20 protein-coding genes are annotated in these 22,583 nt (G+C 64.1%); 10 read left to right on the top strand and 10 right to left on the bottom strand.

The genetic code is table 11. From position 1 onward, the window contains the following. Together panC and panB are read right to left on the bottom strand one after the other, a co-directional pair. Positions 1 to 858, bottom strand: a complete 858-nt coding sequence (panC, locus tag QAZ47_RS21845) for a pantoate--beta-alanine ligase (RefSeq protein WP_278230675.1) — start codon at positions 856 to 858, stop codon at positions 1 to 3. Further along, positions 855 to 1,694 (bottom strand): 3-methyl-2-oxobutanoate hydroxymethyltransferase, encoded by an 840-nt coding sequence (panB, locus tag QAZ47_RS21840; RefSeq protein ID WP_278230674.1) that lies wholly within the window; start codon positions 1,692 to 1,694, stop codon positions 855 to 857. The genes panC and panB overlap by 4 nt, the downstream gene beginning before the upstream one ends. A 317-nt stretch (positions 1,695 to 2,011) precedes the next feature. Here panB and QAZ47_RS21835 point away from each other — a divergent pair, with 317 nt between their 5' ends. Continuing rightward, positions 2,012 to 2,410 (top strand): NADH:ubiquinone oxidoreductase subunit NDUFA12, encoded by a 399-nt coding sequence (locus QAZ47_RS21835; RefSeq protein WP_278230672.1) that lies wholly within the window; start codon positions 2,012 to 2,014, stop codon positions 2,408 to 2,410. A gap of 196 nt (positions 2,411 to 2,606) precedes the next feature. After that, complete coding sequence (locus QAZ47_RS21830) at positions 2,607 to 3,164, top strand: DUF2155 domain-containing protein (RefSeq protein WP_278230671.1); 558 nt, start codon at positions 2,607 to 2,609, stop codon at positions 3,162 to 3,164. 43 nt (positions 3,165 to 3,207) lie between these two features. On the opposite strand, the gene aat is transcribed toward QAZ47_RS21830, so the two are convergent. The 6 genes from aat to QAZ47_RS21800 all read right to left on the bottom strand — a co-directional run bounded on the left by aat (position 3,208) and on the right by QAZ47_RS21800 (position 8,639). After that, a complete protein-coding gene (aat, locus tag QAZ47_RS21825) occupies positions 3,208 to 3,825 on the bottom strand; it encodes a leucyl/phenylalanyl-tRNA--protein transferase (RefSeq protein WP_278230670.1) in 618 nt (205 codons plus the stop codon). A gap of 128 nt (positions 3,826 to 3,953) precedes the next feature. Then, positions 3,954 to 5,297 carry an acetyl-CoA carboxylase biotin carboxylase subunit gene (accC, locus tag QAZ47_RS21820; RefSeq protein WP_278230669.1) on the bottom strand — a complete coding sequence of 448 codons (1,344 nt, stop codon included), beginning with the start codon at positions 5,295 to 5,297 and terminating at the stop codon, positions 3,954 to 3,956. A 19-nt stretch (positions 5,298 to 5,316) separates the two neighbouring features. Continuing rightward, positions 5,317 to 5,781, bottom strand: a complete 465-nt coding sequence (accB, locus tag QAZ47_RS21815) for an acetyl-CoA carboxylase biotin carboxyl carrier protein (RefSeq protein ID WP_278230668.1) — start codon at positions 5,779 to 5,781, stop codon at positions 5,317 to 5,319. Positions 5,782 to 5,807: 26 nt separating this feature from the next. Continuing rightward, positions 5,808 to 6,242: a type II 3-dehydroquinate dehydratase gene (gene aroQ / locus QAZ47_RS21810; protein ID WP_278077942.1), complete on the bottom strand. Its 435-nt coding sequence runs from the start codon at positions 6,240 to 6,242 to the stop codon at positions 5,808 to 5,810. Between the two features lie 144 nt (positions 6,243 to 6,386). Continuing rightward, a complete protein-coding gene (locus tag QAZ47_RS21805) occupies positions 6,387 to 7,190 on the bottom strand; it encodes a DsbA family protein (protein ID WP_278230667.1) in 804 nt (267 codons plus the stop codon). Between the two features lie 57 nt (positions 7,191 to 7,247). Further along, on the bottom strand, positions 7,248 to 8,639 hold the full coding sequence (locus QAZ47_RS21800; RefSeq protein WP_278230666.1) for a M48 family metalloprotease: 1,392 nt from the start codon (positions 8,637 to 8,639) through the stop codon (positions 7,248 to 7,250). Between the two features lie 213 nt (positions 8,640 to 8,852). On the opposite strand from QAZ47_RS21800, the gene QAZ47_RS21795 reads away from it, so the two are divergent. Continuing rightward, positions 8,853 to 10,001, top strand: a complete 1,149-nt coding sequence (locus QAZ47_RS21795; RefSeq protein WP_278230665.1) for an aminotransferase class I/II-fold pyridoxal phosphate-dependent enzyme — start codon at positions 8,853 to 8,855, stop codon at positions 9,999 to 10,001. Positions 10,002 to 10,006: 5 nt separating this feature from the next. Beyond that, on the top strand, positions 10,007 to 10,936 hold the full coding sequence (locus QAZ47_RS21790) for a glutaminase (protein WP_278230664.1): 930 nt from the start codon (positions 10,007 to 10,009) through the stop codon (positions 10,934 to 10,936). A gap of 190 nt (positions 10,937 to 11,126) precedes the next feature. Here QAZ47_RS21790 and QAZ47_RS21785 read toward each other — a convergent pair whose 3' ends face one another. Continuing rightward, positions 11,127 to 14,081 (bottom strand): Rne/Rng family ribonuclease, encoded by a 2,955-nt coding sequence (locus QAZ47_RS21785; protein ID WP_278230663.1) that lies wholly within the window; start codon positions 14,079 to 14,081, stop codon positions 11,127 to 11,129. A gap of 92 nt (positions 14,082 to 14,173) precedes the next feature. On the opposite strand from QAZ47_RS21785, the gene QAZ47_RS21780 reads away from it, so the two are divergent. From QAZ47_RS21780 to QAZ47_RS21755, 6 genes are all read left to right on the top strand, one after another. Beyond that, positions 14,174 to 14,518: a hypothetical protein gene (locus QAZ47_RS21780; protein WP_278202735.1), complete on the top strand. Its 345-nt coding sequence runs from the start codon at positions 14,174 to 14,176 to the stop codon at positions 14,516 to 14,518. Positions 14,519 to 14,717: 199 nt separating this feature from the next. Further along, complete coding sequence (locus QAZ47_RS21775; protein WP_278230662.1) at positions 14,718 to 15,974, top strand: N-acetylmuramoyl-L-alanine amidase; 1,257 nt, start codon at positions 14,718 to 14,720, stop codon at positions 15,972 to 15,974. Between the two features lie 233 nt (positions 15,975 to 16,207). After that, positions 16,208 to 18,664, top strand: a complete 2,457-nt coding sequence (locus QAZ47_RS21770; RefSeq protein ID WP_278202733.1) for a penicillin-binding protein 1A — start codon at positions 16,208 to 16,210, stop codon at positions 18,662 to 18,664. 128 nt (positions 18,665 to 18,792) lie between these two features. Next, positions 18,793 to 19,924 (top strand): peptide chain release factor 2 gene (gene prfB / locus QAZ47_RS21765; protein ID WP_278230661.1). Its coding sequence is split into 2 segments (ribosomal slippage): positions 18,793 to 18,858 and positions 18,860 to 19,924, totalling 1,131 coding nucleotides; the frame shifts between segments, so codons are not numbered across the junction. 129 nt (positions 19,925 to 20,053) lie between these two features. Further along, on the top strand, positions 20,054 to 20,458 hold the full coding sequence (locus tag QAZ47_RS21760; RefSeq protein ID WP_278202731.1) for a GFA family protein: 405 nt from the start codon (positions 20,054 to 20,056) through the stop codon (positions 20,456 to 20,458). A 297-nt stretch (positions 20,459 to 20,755) separates the two neighbouring features. Beyond that, positions 20,756 to 21,133 (top strand): hypothetical protein, encoded by a 378-nt coding sequence (locus QAZ47_RS21755; RefSeq protein ID WP_278202730.1) that lies wholly within the window; start codon positions 20,756 to 20,758, stop codon positions 21,131 to 21,133. A 194-nt stretch (positions 21,134 to 21,327) separates the two neighbouring features. Here the strand turns inward: QAZ47_RS21755 and QAZ47_RS21750 are convergent, their stop codons facing one another. Then, positions 21,328 to 22,524 (bottom strand): IS256 family transposase, encoded by a 1,197-nt coding sequence (locus tag QAZ47_RS21750; RefSeq protein WP_278203348.1) that lies wholly within the window; start codon positions 22,522 to 22,524, stop codon positions 21,328 to 21,330. Between the last annotated feature and the right edge of the window lie 59 nt (positions 22,525 to 22,583).

The following is a 22,583-nucleotide window of genomic DNA, read 5'->3' as shown; positions in this document are numbered from 1 at the left end:
TCACTCAGGCGCGGGAAGAATCTCCACATTGTCGATCAGCCTGGTCGTGCCGAGCCAGGCCGCGGCGAGCAGCCGGCCGTCGCGGTCCCGCCGCCAGGGCCTTAACGTCGTTGCTTCGCGTGCAGCGACGTAGTCGACCTTTCGAAAGCCTGCCCGGACGAGAGCTTCTGCGGCATCCTCCATGGCGCCGGTCTCATCGGCGCCGGACGCCAGTTCCGTTGCGGTTTGGCGCAGAACCGCGTTGAGCTTGCGCGCGACCTCGAGTTCGGCCTCGCTGAGATAGGCGTTGCGCGACGACATGGCGAGGCCGCAGGAGTCGCGCACTGTGGGCGCGCCGATGATCTCGACCGGCAGGTCGAGATCGCGGCAAAGCTGCCTGACGACGCAAAGCTGCTGGTAGTCCTTCTCGCCAAACACCGCGCAATCAGGCGCCGCCTGCAGGAAAAGCTTGGCCACCACCGTGGCGACGCCATCGAAGAAGGCCGGCCTGAAATCCGTTTCAAGGCCGGCAGCAGGGCCGCCGACCGAGATCTTGGTGGCGAAGCCTGCCGGGTACATTTCCGTCACACCCGGTGTGAAGGCGAGATGCGCGCCGGCTTCCCGCAACCGGTCGAGATCGAGGGCCAACTGGCGCGGATACTTGTCCAGGTCCTCGGTCGGCGCGAACTGGGCCGGATTGACGAAGATCGAGACGACGCAGCGCTCGGCCTGTTCGAGCGCGATCCTCACCAGCGAGATGTGGCCGTCATGCAGGGCGCCCATGGTCGGCACCATGGCGATCCTCTGGCCTTCCTGGCGCCAGGTCCGGATTTGCGCCCGCAGCGCTGCGACGCTGTCGACGATGATCGGCCAGCTCATGCCTTGTCCTTGTCCGATGTCGCCGAAAAGACGTGGTCCGGGCCCGGAAATGCGCGGCTGCGCACCTCGGCGGCGTAGTGCGCTGCCGCGTCCGAAACGGTGTCGCGCAGGGTTGCGTATTCCTTGACGAATTTGGGCACGCGGTCGACCGTCATGCCGATCATGTCGTCGATCACCAGGATCTGGCCGTCGCAGTCGCCGCTGGCGCCAATGCCGATGGTGGGGATCGAGACATGGCGGGTGAGGTCCGACGCCACCGACTCCACCGTGCCCTCGATGACCACCGAGAAGGCGCCGGCCTTTTCGACCGCCTCGGCATCGCGAAAAAGCGCGGCGATGTTTTCCTCCGTCCGGCCCTTGATCTTGTAGCCGCCGTCCTTTTCCACGGATTGCGGCTGCAAGCCGATATGACCCATCACCGGTATGCCTTCGGCGACGATTGCCGCGATCTGCGCGGCCATGTCGACGCCCCCCTCGAGCTTCACCGCCTGGCAGCCGGTCTCGCCGACGATGCGCCTTGCCGAGAGCACCGCTTCAGTCACCGAGGCCTCGTAACTGCCCGCGGGCATGTCGACGACCACGCAGGCTTTTGTCGAGCCGCGCATCACCGCCTGCCCATGCGCGATCATCATCTCCAGCGAGGCGCCGAGCGTCGTAGGGTGGCCGTGCAGCACCATGGCGACGCTGTCGCCGACCAAAAGCAGGTCGACATGCCGATCGAGCATGCGGGCGATCGGATAGGTGTAGGCGGTGAGACAGACGATCGGCACGCCACCCTTGCGGCGGCGAATGTCTTCGGCGCCGATCCGATTGCCGGTGGACCGTTCTGGGGCCAATCCTCACCTCCCTCGGCCGGAGCGGGCCAGGCGCCCGCTTTGCGGGCGTGCGAGCTTTAGAAACACAGGCAACGCTTGGCAAGCAGGGCTGCCGCGTCTTCCGCGCCTGTATCGATTAATGCATGTCGCGCAAAAGTGTGCAGCGGTTTTGCGACATGCATAAGCAAACCAAAGCGCGTCGCCTGAATCGGTTTCAGCGCGACGCGCTTTGGCGCACGAAGCATTTACGTCGCGGGCGCGGCAAAACCCTTGCCTTCGCGATGGCCTGACGCCATAAGCAGGAAGACAGCGCGGCCGCTGCCGCCACGAGGATCTGGATGAAGACTTTCCTGCTGCAGTTTTTCACCTGGTGGAACAGCCAGACGCTGGGCACACGCTTCCACACCTGGCGCTTCGGCAAGAAGGTCGGCGAGGACGAGGCCGGTAACGTCTACTACGAAGGCGGCATCGATTCGGAAGGCCGCACCCGGCGCTGGGTCATCTATCGCGACTATTCCGAAGCCTCGAAAATCCCGCCGGGCTGGCACGGCTGGATCCATCATCGCGTCGACACGCCCCCATCGGGCGAGAGCTACAAGGCTCGCGAGTGGCAGAAGCCGCATCGGGCGAACCTCACCGGAATGCCCGGTGCCTATCGCCCGCAGGGTTCCATCCTGACCAACCAGCACCGTCCGCAGGTGACCGGCGACTACGACGCCTGGACGCCCGGCTCGTAAACGCGTTCTTCGGTCCTTTGTCGCCACAATTGGCGTTTAGCTGCTTGCCGATATCGCAGCCATGACTAGCCTTGGGCGATTGAGAGAATCACCCGGGCGCAACCACCGGTATCCTTGCATGAGCTTCTTCGAGCAATTCCAGGAAAAGTGCGCGGCGGTTTTCCGTCCGGAATTGCGCTCAAAGGCTCCAAGCCGAATGTCGACGGGATTGGTCGCGGCAGCTTCCTTTCTGGCCGCCTCGACGGCAGTGCTTGCCGCCCCGCAGGCACCGGCAGCACCGCCAGTCTCCGACCGCATCACCAATCCGGTCGCCGAATTCGCCGGCATCGACAAGATCACCGGCCGCATCATCACCTTCGACGTCTATATCGACGAGACGGTGCAGTTCGGTGCCCTGCAGGTTACGCCGCGCGTCTGCTATTCGCGGCCAGAGACGGAACAGCCGAAGACCGATTCCTTCGTCGAGGTCGACGAGATCACGCTCGACCGCAAGATCCGCCGCATCTTCACCGGCTGGATGTTCGCCGAAAGCCCCGGCCTCAACGCCGTCGAGCATGCCGTCTATGACGTCTGGCTGAAGGGCTGCAAGCAGAAGTCCGATGTGCCGCCGCCGACCGCCGCCAAGGCCGATACGGGCAAGCCGAAGACGAATGCCGCCAGGCCGAAGGCACCCGCGCAGCCGGCCGACGCCGCGCCTGAGCCGACGGACGCAGCGCCCACGCCGGACGGTGCCGACACCACGGACCAGAACTGATCCTTCGGCGCCCGCGCGCCTTTTGTCCGCCGGACGCGTTTTCTCAAGGATAAAAAACCGCGTCGCCCTTCAGGGCCTCGGCCAGCATCTTCTCGTACCGGCTGCGTGGCACGTCGACGGCGCCGAAGCGCTTGAGGTGCTCGGTGGTGAATTGTGTATCGAGCAGGGCGAAGCGGCGTTCGTTGAGCCGCTCGACGAGATAATAGAGGCAGGTCTTCGAGGCGTCGGTTTCCCGGGCGAACATGCTTTCGCCGAAGAAGACGCGCCCGAGCGACACGCCATAGAGGCCGCCGACCAGCCGGCCCTCGCGCCACGCCTCGACGGAATGGCAGTGGCCCAGCCTGTAGAGCTCGACATAGGCTTCGCGGATCGGTGCGTTGATCCAGGTCGAGCGGCGCTCGTCGCGCTTTTCGGCGCAGCCGTCGATCGTAGCCTCGAAGTCGAAATCGTAGCGGATGTCGAAGGGATGCCTGCGGATCGTCTTCTTCAGGCTGCGAGGCGTGTGGAACCCGTCGAGCGGGATGATGCCGCGCGTTTCCGGCCGCACCCAGAACACTTCCGGGTCGGTCGCGCTCTCAGCCATTGGGAACACGCCCGAGGCATAGGCCTTCAGCAGCAGGTCGGTAGGGATGCGGTAGCCGGGCGCGTAGGGACGAGTCATTGCGCCATTATAACCGCAAGACCCTAAACCGCGTCGCCCAAAAGTGCGCGGCGGTTTTGGTGTGACGACATGCATCAAACAAGAGGATTGAAGCGCGTCGCCGGAATCCGCTTCAAGCGCGACGCGCTTTAATCGTCCTCGGCCAGGTATTTTTCGAGCCAGTGGATGTCGTAATCGCCATTGGCGATATCCGGATTGCCGACAAGGTCGCGGAACAGCGGCAGCGTCGTCTTGATGCCGTCGACGACGAACTCGTCGAGCGCCCGGCGCAGCCGCATCATGCATTCGACGCGGTTGCGCCCATGCACGATCAGCTTGCCGATCAGGCTGTCGTAATAGGGCGGGATCCTGTAGCCGGAATAGACGCCGGAATCGACGCGGACGCCGAGGCCGCCTGGCGTGTGGAAATGCGTGATGGTGCCGGGCGACGGCGTGAAGGTGCGCGGGTCCTCGGCATTGATGCGGCATTCGATGGCGTGGCCGTTGAACTTGATGTCTTCCTGCCTGACCGACAGCCCGCCGCCGGAGGCGACGCGGATCTGCTCATGCACGAGGTCGATGCCGGTGATCGCCTCGGTCACAGGATGCTCGACCTGCAGGCGGGTGTTCATCTCGATGAAGTAGAACTCGCCGTTCTCGTAGAGGAATTCGATGGTGCCGGCGCCGGAATAGCCGAGATCGGCGATCGCCTTGGCGCAGATGCCACCGATGCGCGCGCGCTCCTCGGAATTGAGGGCGGGGGAGTTGGCCTCCTCCCAGACTTTCTGGTGGCGGCGCTGCAGCGAGCAGTCGCGCTCGCCGAAATGCACGCCGCGGCCGGCGCCGTCGCCGAACACCTGCAATTCGATGTGGCGCGGCTTTTCCAGAAATTTCTCGATGTAAACAGCGTCGTCGCCGAAGGCGGCGCCCGCTTCCGACCTTGCCGTCTGCAGCGCGACTTCCAGGTCGGCTTCCGAGCGGGCCACCTTCATGCCGCGGCCGCCGCCGCCGGCCGAAGCCTTGATGATCACCGGATAGCCGATCTCGGCAGCAACGCGTTTCGCTTCCTTTTCGTCGCTGATCGCGCCGTCCGAACCCGGCACCACAGGGATGCCGAGGCGTTTTGCCGTGCGCTTGGCCTCGATCTTGTCGCCCATGATGCGGATATGGTCGCCGGACGGGCCGATGAAGGTGATGTTGTGGGCGGCGAGGATGTCGGCGAACTTGGCGTTCTCCGACAGGAAGCCGTAGCCCGGATGCACGGCGTCGGCGCCGGTGATCTCGCAGGCGGCGACGATCTGGTGGATGTTGAGATAGCTTTCGCGCGACGGCGGCGGACCGATACAGACGCTCTCGTCGGCGAGCCGCACATGCATGGCGTCGGAATCGGCCGTCGAATGGACCACCACCGTCTGGATGCCGAGCTCCTTGCAGGCGCGCAGCACTCTAAGTGCGATTTCGCCGCGATTGGCGATGAGGACCTTCTGGAACATCTCTCCGCTGTTCCCGGCTCTACTCGATGACCACGAGCGGCATGCCGTATTCGACCGGTTGGGCGTCCTCGATCAGGATCGCCGTCACCGTGCCGGCGCGCGGCGAGGGAATCTGGTTCATCGTCTTCATCGCTTCGATGATCAGCAGCGTCTGGCCTTCCTTCACCTTCTGGCCGATCTCGACGAAGGGCTTGGCGTCGGGCGAGGGCGCCAGATAGGCGGTGCCGACCATGGGCGAGGGTACGGCGTTCTTGGCAGGATCGGCTGCGGCGGCAGGTGCTGCCGCCGCCTGGGCCGGCGTCATTGCGACTGGTGCGGAGACGGGAAGTGGCGCGGCGACCGCATGGACGGCCTGTGACTGGCGCGAGACGCGCACCTTCAGGTCACCGAGCTCGACCTCGATCTCGGTCAGGTTGGTGTCGTTCAGTATGCCCGCCAGATCGCGGATCAGCTGCTGGTCAACACCATTCTTCTTTATCGACATTTTCGAGCCTTCTGTTTGGGAGCCGGTCACAGGCGTGCCGCCAGTGCCTGCAGCGCAAGCGTGTAGCCGAGTGGCCCGAACCCGCAGATCATGCCGACTGCGACCGGCGCGACCATGGAGACGTGGCGGAAAGGCTCCCGCGCGTGAATATTGGAAAGATGGACTTCGGCGACGGGCAACGGCGCGACGGCGCGGATGGCGTCATGGATGGCGATCGAGGTGTGACTGTAGGCACCTGGGTTGATGACGATTCCGGAAGCCTTGTCGCCGGCTTCCTGGATCCAGTCGACGAGGTCGCCTTCGTGATTGGACTGGCGAAAATCGATCTCGAGCCCGAGCGCCGCGCCGGCGGCCTTGCAATCCTCCGCGATGGCGGCAAGCGTCTTGCCGCCATAAATCCCCGGCTCGCGCTTGCCGAGTGCATTGAGGTTGGGACCGTTGAGGACGAATATCGTTTTCAAAATGCCGACCTTCTTCGACGCCGGCCCCAAGCCGGCGCGCCGGACCTCTATAATGGGCATAACCGCCCGCGAAAAGAGCGCAAGTGCGTTCTTTCGCTGTCCTCAACAGGCGGAAAACCGCCTGTTGGCGCAGCCCGCGACAGCTCAGAGCGCGCTCTTGGCCTCTTCGATCTTTTCCGCCAGGACTTGCTGTCCAAGCGCGCCGAACACCACCTCGTTGCCGACGACATAGGACGGCGTGCCGGTGATCGACAGCTTGGTGGCGAGGTCGTAGGTCCGCGAGAGCGCCTCGTTGATGCTCGGATCCTTCATCTTCTCGCGCAGCTTCGCCTCGTCGGCGCCGAGCGAAAGCGCGACCTTCATGGCGGTTGCCTCGGTGGCGCGGCCCTGGCCGCCAAGCAACGCGGTGTGGAATTCGCCGTACTTCTCCGGCATCATCAGGTGAAAGGCCATCGACACCATGCTGGCCTTCTGTGAATCCGGGCTGAGGATCGGGAATTCCTTGAGAACGAAGCGCAGGTCCGGGTCGGCCTTGGTCAGCGCCTTCATGTCTTCGATGGCGCGTTTGCAGAAGCCGCAATTGTAATCGTAGAACTCGACGATGGTGACCTTGCCCTTCGGGTTGCCGACGACGCCGTCGAAAGTGGAGTTGAAGATCTCGTCCTTCGCGTTCTTGATGACGCCGAGCGCGGCGAGCCGCTGCTCTTCCTTCTGCTTGGCCTCGAGCGCGTCCTGAACCTCGAGCAGAACCTCCGGGTTCTTCAGCAGATAGTCGCGGATGATGCCTTCGACCTCCTTGCGGTCGACCTTGGTGTCGGTGGAAGCCACCTGGATGGCCTGCGTCGTATCGGCCTTCGCGGCCTGCGGGCTTCCTGCCACGAAGCCGAATGCCAGCATGCCGAGCGCTACCGCTACGCCGGCGCTGCCGAGCAGGATTGCCTTGTTCATGATCATTTCCTTCTGCCTGTCCCTGGCCACTCTAGTCGCCGCGCACGGCCGGGAGGTTCATTTGAGCTTGTTCGATGGCGTGTAGTTTATGATATCCTGCGCGCGAAGCCAGCCAGGCTCGCCGCGCTTCAACTTCTGCTGAGCGCGCATGGCAAAAATCTTCGCATTCTTGTAGTCGGCCGAATAGTAATGGCCTTCCGCCGTCGCAAGATCGGCGGCCGGTATTTGCCCCAATTCGCCATAGGCTTGCGCCAGATAGCGGTAGGCTTCCGCATTTTCCTTGTCGCGGCCGATCCCGTTGTTGAGCTGGGTCACCGCCTTCTTGATCGAATCCGGCGTGCCGACCGCCATCAACGCCTGGCCGAGCGAGACCATCAGCAAACCGGACCGCGCCGGATCGAGGCTGACGGCCTTGGCATAGGCATCCGCGGCATCCTTGGGCTTGTTGACCTTCATCAGGATGTCGCCGCGCAATTCCTGGAAATAGGGGTTCTTCGGCTGCTCCTTGATCAGCGCCGCCGTCTTGGTCAGCGCTGCGCCCGGATTGCCGTAGAGATAGGTCTGCTGCGCGTCGCCGTAGCGCGAGGCGAGGCTGGTCGGGTTCTTGCGCATCAGCCGCGCCACGGCCGCCTGGCCCTGCATGTAGGCGGCGATCTTGATGCGCATCATGTCGTGCCGCTGTTGCAGCGCCGGTGGGTCGACTTGGTTGACGTACGGACTCGCCTTGACCAGCACTTCGAGGTTGGCGATGCGCTCCTGCGGCATCGGATGGCTGATCCGGTAGGGATCGAGCTGGGTGCCTGACAGCGAAAGCGCGCTCTGGAAGCGGGAAAAGGTCTTCAGCATGCCCATGCCGGACTGGCCGGTGGCGTTGAGATAAGTGATCGCCGAGCGGTCGGCGGTGATCTCTTCGCCTCGCTGATAGGCAAGGATGCTGCGCTGCGCCATCTCGCCGCCGCCGGCGGCGACGCCTATGCCTGCGCCGGCAAGGCCGCGGCTGTTGGTCGTGGCGCCGGCGACCATCGCGCCGGCCCCGAGCAGCGTGGCGATGATGGCCATCGTCTTGGCGCGGTCGAGCTGGTCGCGCAGCTTCTGCTGGTGGCCGCCGGCGATATGGCCGGCTTCGTGCGCGATGACGCCGATGATCTCGTTCGGCGTTTCGGCCGTCACCAGCGCGCCGGTGTTGATGAACAGGCGGCGGCCGGTGACGAAGGCGTTGAAGCTCGAATCATTGACGAGAACGATGTCGATGCCGTCATTGGCGAGGCCTGCCGCCTTGAAGATCGGCCGGGCATAGTCGCGCACCAGCGCTTCGATCTCGGCGTCGCGCACCACCGGAACGCCTTGTGCGAAGGCATTCACGGAAGTCGATACCGCGACTGCGGCAGCAAGCAGAAGCGTCGCGAATCCGCGCGCGGTTCGCTTTATTGCGGTCGATTTGCCAATCATCGTTCGGGTCGGCTCAACATGACAGGTCCACTGGTAGACGAGCGGGCGAAGGATGAAAAGTCGGCGCCGATAACTTCCTGCGCGCTTGTGATCCCCACATCAATCGGGCATTTGTGCGGCGCTACCGCCGAACTGCGGCAATTCCAGAAACCGCGCAGCGGTTTTCCACGCGGAATTGCTCCAACAAAAAAGGCAGGCTGGACGAGAGGTCAAATGGTCGTTTCGCTTTCACGCCGCGGCGAGGTCGAGCCGTTCCATGCCATGGATATTCTGGCCGAAGCCAACCGGCTGAAGGCCACCGGCATTCCCGTGGTGTCGATGGCGGTCGGCCAGCCGTCGGACCCCGCGCCGGCCGGAGTCCGTGAGGCTGCGGCTCTTGCGCTCAAACATGGCCGCATCGGCTACACCGACGCTTTGGGGCTGGCTGAGCTGCGCAAGGCGATTGCCGAACACTATGGCGAGCACTACGGGATCGATGTCGCACCTGGCCGCATCGCCGTGACCACGGGCTCGTCCGCCGCCTTCAACCTTGCTTTCCTGGCGATGTTCGACCCGGGCGACCGCGTCGCCATCGCCGCGCCCGGCTATCCGGCCTACCGCAACATCATGGCCGCGCTCGGCATCGAGATCGTCGAGATCGAGCTTGGCTCGGACGCCTATCTGTATGCCGACCACCTGAAGGCCGCGCATCGCGAAAAACCGCTGAAAGGCGTGCTGTTCGCCAGCCCCGCCAATCCGACCGGAGCGGTCATTCCGGCCGACGAGCTTTCCGCGCTGGTGAAGACCGCCGAAGAGCTCGGCATCGCGGTGATATCGGACGAGATCTACCATCGTCTGGCTTATGCCGCGCCCGATGTCACGGCGCTCGCCCATGGCGCCGGCGTGACGGTGATCAACTCCTTTTCGAAATACTACTGCATGACCGGCTGGCGCATCGGCTGGATGGTGCTGCCGGAGGAACTGGTGCGGCCGGTCGAGCGCATCGCCCAGAGCCTCTACATCTCGCCGCCGGAATTGTCGCAGGTCGCGGCGATCGAGGCCTTCAAGGCAACCGAGGAACTGGAAGCGGTGAAGGCGCGCTATGCCTGGAACCGCGACCTTCTGATGAAGCGCCTGCCGGAACTCGGCTTGGCGCTCGCGGCACCCATGGACGGGGCCTTCTACGCCTTCTGCGATGTCACCCGGCACACCAATGACAGCATGACCTTCGCGCGCAAGATGCTGGCCGAGGCGCATGTGGCGGCTACACCGGGCCGCGACTTCGACCCGCTGCAGGGTCACCGCACCATGCGCTTTTCCTATGCCGGCAGCCACGACGACATGGTCGAGGCGCTGGCCCGCATCGAACGCTGGCTGAAATAGAAGCCATGCCGGAACTCGAGCAAGCGCTGGCCGAGGTGGCCGCCGAAATGGGGGAGCGCACCGATCGTGGCGATGTCGCCACCTACATCCCGCAGCTTGGCAAGGTCGATCCAAGGAAATTCGGCATTGCCGCGGTGACCAATGACGGCCGCGTCATCCTTGCCGGCGACGCCGATCAGCCGTTTTCGATTCAGAGCGTCTCGAAAGTGTTCACCTTGACACTGGCGCTGGGCAAGGTCGGCGATGCGCTCTGGCACCGCGTCGGCCGCGAGCCGTCCGGCAATCCGTTCAATTCGATCGTCCAGCTCGAGCATGAGAACGGTATTCCGCGCAATCCGTTCATCAATGCCGGCGCCATCGTCGTTTCCGACGTCCTGCTCGCCGGCCATCAGCCGCGCGAGGCGATCGGCGAAATCCTGCGCTTCGTCCAGTTCCTTGCCGACGACGACACCATCATCATCGATCGTGAGGTCGCGGCCTCCGAGCGCGCCACCGGCTACCGCAACTTCGCTCTGGCCAATTACATGAAATCCTTCGGCAATCTCCATCACGAGCCGGAGCTGGCGCTCGGCGTCTACTTCCACCATTGCGCCATTGCGATGAGCTGCCGGCAGCTCGCCATGGCCGGCCGCTTCCTTGCCAATGGCGGCAGGAATCCGGCGACCGGCCATTCGGTCGTGTCGCCGGAGCGGGCGCGCCGCATCGGCGCGTTGATGCTGACCTGCGGCCACTATGACGGCTCCGGCGACTTTGCCTTCCGCGTCGGCATTCCGGGCAAGAGCGGCGTCGGCGGCGGCATTCTCGGCATCGTGCCGGGCGTGGCCTCGATCGCCGTCTGGTCGCCAGGCCTCAACGAGTACGGCAACTCCAAGCTCGGCTCCATCGCGCTGGAGAAGCTAGCCAGGATGATGAACTGGTCGATCTTCGCGCCTTGAGCCAATGCATGTCGCCCAAAAGTGCGCAGCGGAGAAGCATCAAAACAAAAGCTTAAGGCGCGGCGCGCCTGGATCCGCGACGCGCCTTAAGGGTTCGGCTTCAGAAATCAAAACGCATCGAAAACAAAAAATCCCGCGCCGGGGTGGCGCGGGATTTTTGTTAAAAGATCAGCCTAGTCGACTGAAAATTCTAGAAAAAGCCTTTCCGCTGCCACCAGCCGGCGCGCTTCGGCTTTTCTTCGGCCTTGGCCTCCTCGGAGACGTTGGACGAAACGATGGGAACGACCGGCGCGTCGATCGACTGGGGCTTGCGCCGCGTCGGGTGCGCATTGGCGGGCGCCTCGGCCTCGCTCGCAGCGGAAGCGGCTGCTGCCAGTTCCGGTTTGGCAACCTCGGGCGCGGCGGACTCCTCGACCGGCTCGGGCGCGGTCTCGGCCACCTTTTCCTCGGCAGCCTTCTTTGATCGCGAAGCACGGCGCGGCTTCTTCGGCTTCTCCGTCTCCGATGCATCGTCATTGGCGGGCGAGGGCGCGGCCTGCTCTTCGGCTGCAGCGACCGGCGGCGCGCCTTCGGGAGCTTCGACTTCCGCTTCACCGCCTTCGAGACCATCGCCGGCGCTGGCATCGGCCCCGGTTTCGCCTTCCTCGCGGCGATTGCGCTTGCCGCCGCGCTTGCCGCGACGGCGCTTCTTGCCGTGATCCTCTTCGGCCGCTTCCGCGCCGGCCGGTGTTTCAGCCGTTACCTCGGCCGTTGCTTCGCCTGACGCCGCGGCTGCATCCGCCGGCGCTGGGGCCGAAACGGCATCGCCATGGGCCTGATGCTCGCGGTCGCGATCCTTGCCGCCGCGCCGCCGCCGCCGCTTGCGGCGCTTGCGGCCGCCTTCTCCGTCCTCGGACCGCTGCTGTCCCTGCTGCGGGTGACGCGGCTGTTCGGCCTGGACCGAAACCTCCTCTTCCTCCTCGACGACGATCTCGTCCTCGGGTTCCTCCGGCTCGACATAGGTCGGCAGGCTGCGCACCTCGACGAAGCCTTCCGGCTTCTCCGCAACGGCGCCGCGGAAGATCGCGTAGTGCTGCGCGCCCAGCGTCTCGTCGGCTTCGAGCGTTATGGTCAGGCCGAACCGAGCCTCGAGCTCGACAAGGTTGGCGCGCTTGTGGTTGAGCACATAGAGCGCGGTGGCGGCAGGCGTGCGCACGGTGATGTGGCTGCGCGAATCCTTGAGCAGGAATTCCTCGATCGCCCGCACCACCATCAGCGCCACAGAAGAGTCCGAGCGCACATGGCCGGTGCCGCCGCAATGCGGGCAGGGCTTCATCGTCGATTCTAGCACGCTGGCGCGGATGCGCTGGCGCGACATCTCCATCAGCCCGAAATGCGAGATGCGGCCGACCTGGATGCGGGCGCGATCGTTCTTGAGGTGATCCTTCAGCCGCTTCTCGACGGAGCGGTTGTTGCGGTTCTCCTCCATGTCGATGAAGTCGATGACGATGAGGCCGGCAAGGTCGCGCAGCCTGAGCTGCCGCGCGACTTCCTCGGCGGCTTCCAGATTGGTGTGGAGCGCGGTGTCCTCGATCGAATGCTCCTTGGTGGAGCGGCCGGAGTTGACGTCGATCGAGACCAGCGCCTCGGTCTGGTTGATGATGATGTAGCCGCCGCTCTTCAGCGTCACCTGCGGCTGCAGCATGCGGTCGAGCTGCGCCTCGATGCCGTTGCGCACGAAGATCGGCGTGGTGTCGCGGTAAGGCTGCACCACCTTGGCGTGGCTCGGCATCAGCATGCGCATGAAGTCCTTGGCCTCGCGATAGCCGTCCTCGCCGGAGACCAGGATCTCGTCGATGTCCTTGTTGTAGAGGTCGCGCACCGAGCGCTTGATCAGGCTGCCTTCCTCATAGACCAGGGCAGGGGCCGTGGACTGCAGCGTCAGGCTGCGGACGTTTTCCCACAGCCGCATCAGATATTCGTGGTCGCGCTTGATCTCGGCCTTGGTGCGGCTTTCGCCGGCGGTGCGCAGGATGACGCCCATGCCCTGCGGCACTTCGAGGTCGGCGACGACCTCCTTCAGCCGCTTGCGGTCCTGGGCGTTGGTGATCTTGCGCGAGATGCCGCCGCCACGCGCGGTGTTGGGCATCAGCACCGAGTAGCGGCCCGCGAGCGAGAGGTAGGTGGTCAGCGCCGCGCCCTTGTTGCCGCGCTCTTCCTTGACGACCTGGACCAGCAGGATCTGGCGGCGCTTGATGACCTCCTGGATCTTGTACTGGCGGCGGACCGGCTTACGGCGGTTGCGGACCTCTTCCAGCGCATCCTCGGCGCCGACGGATTCGATCTCGTGCTCGTCGGAATGCGCCGACTGCACCTCTTCGAGCATGCCGCGATCGTTGTCGCTGGGGGCGGCTTCGCTGGCCGGAGCGACCTCGCTGTCGGATTCGGCCTGCGGCACCGCTTCCGAAATCACGTCCGCGTCGACGCTCGCAGCCATCGAGGTGGGGCCGCCCTCGGACGGCTTGTCATCCGCGTGCTCGGCGGCTTCGCTTCCGGCGGTCTCGCTGCTGCTGGCCTCGGGAGCCTTGTTCCCCTCTTCGTCAGCGGCCTCGGTCACGGCCTCGACGGTCTCGGAGACTGTTTCGGCGGTCTCCGTCGGGGCATCGGCTGCATCGCCGGGCGCATTGTCGGAATCGTCTGAGGCCGCGGTCTCCCCGGCGTGTTCGCTAATTTCCTCGGAACCGGCAGCTTCAGCACCGCGCTTCTGCTCGGCGCGGTCGCGATTCTTGCCGCCGCGCCGGCGGCTGCGGCGGCTGCCGCGATCGCGCGCCTGCTGTTCCTCGCCAGCCTCCACCTCCTCGTCGTCTTCATCCTCGGCCTCCTGCGCTTCGGCGCGCAGCAGTGCCTGACGGTCGGCGACCGGGATCTGGTAGTAGTCGGGGTGAATTTCACTGAAGGCGAGAAAACCGTGACGGTTGCCGCCATATTCGACAAAGGCTGCCTGTAGGGAAGGTTCGACGCGGGTTACGCGGGCGAGGTAGATGTTTCCTTTGAGCTGCTTCTTGTCCTGGGATTCAAAGTCGAATTCTTCGATGCGGTTACCGCGAACGACAACAACGCGTGTTTCCTCCGGGTGGGAGGCGTCTATCAGCATCTTGTTGGGCATTATTTCGTTTCCTCCCGGCAGCCATCAGCCGCAGCTGGCGAGGCAGACCCCGCCGCTGTGTGCCTGGATTTGTGTGGATGCCGGATAATTGAATGTCCGCCGGCCGGAGCTTCAACGCGATGGCGGTGCCGCCCGCAGCCACAATGGCGCGGTTCGATGCGGACCTTTCCATGATTGCGCTTGAAGCCATCGGCACCCAGCAGAACCTTTTGAACCAAAGCCCGGGCTTTAGCCGGACCAGCTTGTTTGCTCATACAGAGCCGGCGCGGGACATCCCCGGCCGTTTTCATCGCGCAAGCGATCCCCCGCCACGGGAGTGCGCCTACGAAAATCGTCGCGATCACCTGAAACCCGGAAGCGCCTTCATATCTTACCCCGGCGGGAAATGCAGAGGCGGGCGGTTCCAGGATTGCAGTGATCCAATGTCGCTTTTATGATTTGGCGGGGTGGAAGGCAACCCCGATTTCGGATGCCGGCAAAAAGCGCTTCCGTTGGGGAAGGTCGCGCTCCACCGCTGCATGAAAAGGCTTGGTTAACCTTCTCTGGATACCAATCGTTAATCGAGTTGGCGGCCAGACAGGCCCTTCTGTGAAACGACCCGGCGCATGGCGCCAAACCGGGAGCGACGGACAAGAGATGGGACTGGCAGGCACCGCAGACAAGTGGCGTGGCGCCGCCGGCCATCTCCGACTGGTGGCAAGAACCCTTTTCCTGCTGGCGGTCCTGCTTGGCCTGACCGCCGCCGCGCGGGCCGATGGGCTGCTTGGCGCAACCGGCTACAAGATGGCCGGCGACGCCACCAGGATGCGCATCGTCGTGACCTTCGACCGCGAACCGGACGTGAAGTGGTTCCTGCTGCGCGGCCCCAACCGCCTTGTCGTCGACCTGCCGCGCACGCGATTCGCTCTCAACGCCAAGGATGTGAAGCCGCGCGGGCTCGTTCGCGCCGTTCGCTACGGCGATCAGGGCAAAGGCTCGCGGCTGATCCTCACGGGCAAGGGGCCTTTCGTCGTCGACAAGCTTGACGTGCTGAAGAATGACGACGGAAGTGGCTATCGCATTGCCATCGACATGTCGGCCGCATCGGCACGGGAATTCGACGAAGCCCTCGCCAACCAGTCGCTGACGACCGGCTCGACCGTTTCCACCGACAAGGGCGGCCGCGTCGGCACCGGGCCGGTTTCCGCGCCGGGTCACCGTTTCACGGTCGTCATCGATCCCGGCCATGGCGGCGTCGACGGCGGCGCGGAGAGCCCCGGCGGCACGGTTGAGAAGAACGTCACGCTCGCCTTCGCCGCTGAGTTGCGCGACAAGCTGGCCGCGGTCGGCAGCTATGATGTGTTTATGACGCGGGACAACGACACGTACCTGCCGCTCGACGAGCGCGTACGCATCGCCCGCCAGCATGAGGCCGATCTTTTGATCTCCATCCATGCCGACACCATCGCCGTGAAGGGTCTCCGAGGCGCCACGGTCTATACATTCTCCGACAAGGCTTCCGATCCCCAGGCTCAGGCGCAAGCCGACCGCGAAAACCTGTCCGACCAGTTCGCCGGCATGAAGATCGAAGACGACAACAAGGATGTCACCGACATCCTGATCGACCTGATCCGCCGCGAGACGCACGGCTTTTCGATGAGTTTTGCCCACACGCTGGTCGGCCAGATGTCGACCAGCGTCGGCCTGATCAACAATCCGCAGCGCTCGGCGGGCTTCAAGGTGCTGAAGGCGCCCGACGTTCCCTCCGTGCTGGTCGAGCTTGGCTATCTCTCCAACAGCAAGGACGAGGCGCAGCTGCTCAGCGCCGACTGGCGAGGCAAGGCGGCCCAGAGCATAATCAACGCCGTCGCCCTGTTCGCCGCGGCGAAAGCCGGAGCCCGGGCTGGCGGCTGACGGGACTGCATCCGCCCACAACCACAAGCCGTACCACAACCACAAGCGGCGTTGCGCGACGACAACACGTGGCGTTATTATTTGTCGGACCGAGTCCTGAAATTTGGCGCTGCCGTATTTTGTCCACATGGTGGCGACATGGGTTTTTCATTGCGGATTGGGAACCGCCCCGGGAAGCTTGCGCGACTGTCGGCTTCGTCTAGGAAAATCCCGAACCTCGGACTGGAGCGGGCATGATTCGTCTCATCGGCTATTTCTTCGGCATCGGCACGACGCTGGCGCTGCTGGTCGCTGCCGGCCTCGCCATCTACATCGGCCATCTGACGAAGGATCTGCCTGACTACGAAGTCCTGGCCAAATACGAGCCGCCGGTGACGACGCGCATCCATGCGTCCGACGGCTCGCTGATGGCTGAGTATGCGCGCGAGCGGCGCCTCTATCTGCCGATCCAGGCGGTCCCGGATCGCGTCAAGGCAGCCTTCATGTCGGCCGAGGACAAGAACTTCTACAACCACCCCGGCATCGACATCACCGGCCTTGGTCGCGCAATCATCGTCAACCTGCAGAATTTCGGCTCCGGCAGGCGTCAGGTCGGCGCCTCGACGATCACGCAGCAGGTGGCCAAGAACTTCCTGCTCACCGCCGACCAGACCTATGAGCGCAAGATCAAGGAGATGATCCTGGCCTTCCGCATCGAGCAGGCCTATTCGAAGGACCGCATCCTCGAACTCTACCTCAACGAGATATTCTTCGGCTTCGGCGCCTATGGCGTCGCGGGCGCCGCGCTCACCTATTTCGACAAGTCGGTCAATGAGCTCACCGTCGCCGAGGCCGCCTACCTCGCTTCGCTGCCCAAGGGCCCCAACAACTACCATCCCTTCAAGCATGCCGACCGCGCGCTCGAGCGCCGCAACTGGGTCATCGACCAGATGGTCGCGAACGGTTACGTCAGCCATGACGAGGGCGAGAAGGCCAAGGCCGAGCCGCTCGGCGTTAAGCCGCGCCGCAACGGCTCCTATCTGTTCGCGGGCGAATTTTTCACCGAGGAGGTGCGCCGCCAGATCATCGCCCGCTACGGCGAGAACGCGCTCTACGAGGGCGGTCTGTCGGTGCGCACGACGCTCGATCCGAAGATCCAGCTGATCGCCCGCAAGTCGATGCAGAACGGGCTGCTGAAATACGACATGCTGCGCGGCTATCGCGGACCGGTGACCCATATCGACATTTCCGGCGACTGGGGCGTTCCGCTCGGTGCCGTCAAGGGGCTGGAGGACGTGCCGGAATGGACGCTGGCCGTCGTGCTCGACAGTTCGGCCGACGGATTGACCATCGGCATTCAGCCGGCGCGTCAGGTCTCCGGCGACCTCGTCAAGGACCGTGTCGAGGGAACCGTCAGCAAGGACGATATGGGCTTCGCCATGCGCCATTTCGTCAACGGCAAGTCCGTCAGGGCGAAGTCTCCGGCGGAAGTGCTGGAGCCGGGCGACGTCGTCTTCGTGCAGAAGAACGACGGCTCGGACAATGCCTACAGCCTGCGCCAGGTGCCCGAGGTGGAAGGCGGCCTGGTTGCCATGGACCCGCATACCGGGCGTGTGCTGGCCATGGTCGGCGGCTTCTCCTACGCGCAGTCGGAATTCAATCGTGCGACGCAGGCGATGCGCCAGCCGGGCTCCTCGTTCAAGCCGATCGTCTATTCGGCGGCGCTCGACAACGGCTACACGCCGGCATCCGTGATCATGGACGGCCCGATCACCATCCAGAGCGGCAACACGACCTGGACGCCGAAGAACTATGACGGCACGGTCGCCGGCCCCGCCACCTTGCGTTCGGGCATCGAGAAGTCACGCAATCTGATGACCGTGCGGCTCGCCAACGACATGGGCATGAAGCTGGTTGTCGAGTACGCCGAACGCTTCGGCGTCTACGATCATCTGGCGCCCTATCTGCCGATGGCGCTGGGCTCCGGCGAGACGACGGTCATGCGCATGGTGTCGGCCTATTCGATCATGGCCAATGGCGGCAAGTCGATCAAACCGTCGCTGATCGACCGCATCCAGGATCGCTATGGCAAGACCGTCTTCAAGCAGGACGAACGCGGCTGCGAGGGCTGCAACGCCACCGAATGGAAGAACCAGCCCGAGCCGGAGCTGGTCGACAATTCGGAGCAGGTGCTCGATCCGATGACCGCCTATCAGATCACCTCGATGATGGAGGGCGTCGTGCAGCGCGGCACGGGCGCCACCATCGCCGAGCTTGGCCGCCACATCGCCGGCAAGACCGGCACGACCAATGACGAGAAGGACGCCTGGTTCATCGGCTTCACGCCGAACCTGGTCGTCGGTCTCTACATGGGCTACGACACGCCGCGCGGCCTCGGCAAGGGCGCCACCGGTGGTGGTCTCGCCGCGCCGATCTTCAAGGATTTCATGCGCGTCGCTCTCGACGGCACGCCCAATGTCGACTTCCAGGTTCCGGAAGGCATGAAGCTGATCGCCATCAACCGCAAGACCGGCATGCGCGCAGCCGAGGGCGATCCCAACACCATCATCGAGGCCTTCAAGCCCGGCACCGGTCCGGCCGACAGCTACTGGGTCATCGGCATGGGCGCGGACGGTTCCAACGGCGCCGGCGGTGCCTTGTCGCCGCAGGCCAACCAGGCCATCCAGGACGGCGGCGGCGGCCTCTACTAGGATTTCAGAATTCCGAAATGGGCCGGCGGGTCAACGCCGGCCCATTTCGCTTTACAGGCGGCGGTGCCGTGCCTATGTATCGCGCCGATTCCGAACAGAACGAGAAAAACAGGACAGAACGAAGACCCATGCGCGCGGAAACGCAGAACATTGTCGACGAGATCAGGCAGGCGATAACCCTGCTGAGGAGGCATCTTTGACTGGGATCAGGCCATAAAGCGGCTTGAATACCTGAATTCGCGCGCCGAGGATTCCAGCCTCTGGAACGACCCCATCGAAGCGCAGAAGCTGATGCGGGAGCGCCAGAGCCTCGAGGAAGGTATTGGGGCTGTCAAAGGGCTGACCCAGGCGCTCGAGGACAATATCGGCCTGATCGAGCTTGGCGAGGAAGAGGGCGACGAGGGCGTCGTCGCCGAAGCCGAAGCCGCGTTGCGCTCCATGCAGGGCGAGGCCAAGGCCCGCCAGGTCGAGACGCTGCTCTCGGGCGAAGCCGACGCCAACGACACCTATCTCGAAATCCATGCCGGCGCCGGCGGCACCGAGAGCCAGGACTGGGCCTCGATGCTTCTGCGCATGTACACGCGCTGGGCCGAACGGCGTCGCTTCAAGGTCGAGGTGCTGGAAGTCCACGATGGCGAGGAGGCCGGCATCAAGTCGGCCACCGTGCTGATCAAGGGCCACAACGCTTATGGTTGGCTGAAGACGGAATCGGGCGTCCATCGCCTGGTGCGCATCTCGCCTTACGACAGCAATGCCCGCCGCCACACCTCGTTTGCCAGCGTCTGGGTCTATCCGGTGATCGACGATTCGATCGAGATCAATGTCTCGGAATCCGACGTGCGCATCGATACCTATCGTTCCTCCGGCTCGGGCGGCCAGCACGTCAACACGACCGACTCGGCGGTCCGCATCACCCATCTCGCAACCGGCATCGCGGTCGCCTGCCAGGCCGAGCGCTCGCAGCACAAGAACCGGGCCAAGGCCTGGGAGATGCTGCGCTCCCGGCTCTACGAGGAGGAGCTGAAGAAGCGCGAGGCGGTAGCCAACGCCACCGAGGCATCGAAGAGCGACATCGGCTGGGGCCACCAGATCCGCTCTTATGTGCTGCAGCCCTATCAGCTGGTGAAAGATCTACGCACCGGCGTCGAAAACACCAGCCCGTCAAGCGTGCTCGACGGCGACCTCGACGAGTTCATGGAGGCCTCGCTGTCGCATCGCATCGAGGGCGGCGCCGGCGAGGCGGTGGCGGACCTCGATTAAAGCGCGTCGCGATCTTTCAGATTCGCTCCATACGCTTTAGGTTTTTTGCGCATGTCTTTGTCCCGAAACCGGTTCCCACTTTCGGAGACAGGCGTTAGGGTCCCACGCATCACGGCGACGGAGGAGCCAATGGTTCGAACGCTTACGGGAAAGTGCTTCTGCGGCCAGGCTCGCTACGAGGTGGCCGACGAGTTCGTCTACGCCGCGAATTGCCATTGCTCGAACTGCCGTCGCACCACGGGCTCGGCCTTCAAACCCTTCGCCGGCATCGAGCGCGACAAGTTTCGTCTCACCGCGGGCGGCGACAGGCTGCTGATCCACGGTGATGCCGACGGCCACGACGCGCATTGCGGGCAATGCGGCTCGCTGCTCTATTCATTGGTGCGTGAGGGCGCCTACGTCCATGTCGCCATGGGGACGTTGACGGACGACCCCAGCATTCGCCCGAATGCACACATCTTCGTCGGTTCCAAGGCGCCATGGTTCACGATTACGGACGACCTGCCGCAATATCGTGAACATGTCACCGGCTGACAGCCGGAACTTCCATTAGCGGAATTTCGTTCTTAGGCACCCTGGTCGCAGGCTTGTCGTTCAATTCTCATTAACCAAGTCGGCGCACCTTTTTGCGGCCGATGCTGCAGCCCCGGTGCGATCCGAGGGCGCGCCCACTTCTTGCGCCGGCCAAGGAATCAGCCCAGCATTCGGGCTGGGGGATAGAAGCATTTATGGCCGGACGCGGCTTATCTGCGACTGACGATCCGGCCACTGGGAAGACACGTTCCGGGAACGGGCAAGCGAAAACGCTTGAAGCTCGAAAGGAACGCTTCGATGTCTGCTGCCAAGTCAAGATCGGCCCGAGCCGTTCGCCCGGCCGGCCGACTCCTGTTTTCCCTGTTCGCCACGGTTGGGATGGTGACGCTGACTGCAACCGCCGTCGCGCACGACGCCAAACCCACGGCGGCGCTACCGCAAGGCTGGAGCTACCCCTTTGCCTGTTGCGCCAACTATGATTGCAAGGAGGTGCCGCAGACATCGATCGGCGAGCGGCCGGACGGCTATGTGATAAAAGGCACGGGCGAAGTGGTCGCCTACAGCGACAAGCGGGTCAAGAATTCGCCCGACGGCGAATATCACTGGTGCGCGCACCAGGCCGGGCTCGATGCCGGCAAGACCATCTGCCTATTCGTGCCCCCGCCGTCCTACTAAAGCGCGTCGCGATCTTTCAGGTTCGCTCCATGCGCTTTAGGTTTTTGATTTTACGCATGTCTTTGTCCCGAAACCGGTTCCCACTTTCGGGATACATGCTTTAGGCTCTGAATACCTGGCCGGGCTGGGTGCCCGGTCAAAAGCGCGTGGTTGTGTGCGTCAAGTTCTGCAAAAAGGGGCGGCCATGAGGCTGGTCATGCGGCTTGGCGCAGAGCGAGCTTCTTGTGCTCGCGCAGGTCGTCCATGTTGATGTAGCGGTTGGCCTCCATCCAGTTTTCGTTGGTTTCGACGGCCAGCGCCCTGACCAGGCGCAGGCAGCTTTCGGCGTTGGGAAAGATGCGCACGACATAGGTGCGGCGCCTGATCTCTTCGTTGAGGCGTTCCAGCATGTTGGTCGACTTCAGGTGCTTGTGGTGCTGGCGCGGCAGGCGAAAGAAGGTCAGCGTGCGCTCGATGGTCTCCTCCACCCACGTCGTCAGCCGCGGATAGCGGCCCGACCATTTGGCAAGCCACGCGGCGAGATCGGCCTTGGCCTCGGCGAGGTCGCGCCGGTCGTAGAGCCATCTGAGCTCCTGCAGGCAGTCGTCGCCGTGCTTGCGCGGCAGGTGATCGAGCGCGTTCCTGAGGAAGTGCACGTAGCAGCGTTGCCAGGCCGCTTCCGGAATCACCTCGCCGATCGCCGCGACCAGGCCGGCATGGTCGTCGGACACGACCAGTTCGACGCCCCTGAGACCGCGCGCCTTGAGCGCCACGAGGAAGTCCTTCCAGGCCGAGCGGCTCTCGCGATTGGCCATCTCCACGGCCAGGATCTGGCGCCGCCCGTCCCAGTCGATGCCGACCGCGATCAGCACCGCCTGGCTCATGACGATGCCGGCCTCGCGCACCTTCTCGTAGCGGGCATCGAGCACGAGGTAAGCAAAGGGCTCTTGAAGCGGGCGCTCGGCAAAGGCCTTCAGGCTTTCGTCCAGCCGTTTGTTGATGGCCGAGATCGACGAGGCCGAGAAGGCATGCCCGCACAGCTCCTCGGTGATCGCCTTGACCTTGCGGGTCGACACGCCTTGCACGTACATCTCGGCAAGCGTCGCCACCAAGGCCCGCTCGGAGCGCTGGTAGCGCTCGAACAGCTCGGTGGAGAAGCGCCCCTGCCGGTCCTGCGGAACCCGCAGCTCCAGCTTGCCGACACGGGTGACAAGCGTGCGGCCGTAATACCCAGAGCGATAGCCGAGCCGCTCCGGTGTCCGTTCGCTCTTCGAAGCGCCCAGCGCCTCGTCCATCTCGGCCTCGAGGACCTCCTGCATCACTGCGCGGATCACTTCGTGCAGCCCATCCGGGTTCGAAAGCAGAATGTCTTTGACGGCAGCTATGGCGGATTTATCTTCGATCTTGGTCATGGTGGCGTTCCTTCGCGGGAATCAGGTGACGTGAACAATCACCAGCCTGCCATGACCGC

Source organism: Mesorhizobium sp. WSM4904 (assembly GCF_029674545.1).
Lineage (GTDB): Bacteria > Pseudomonadota > Alphaproteobacteria > Rhizobiales > Rhizobiaceae > Mesorhizobium.
Note: the sequence above shows the minus strand (reverse complement) of the source record. Positions and strands in the feature narration are given on the sequence as shown.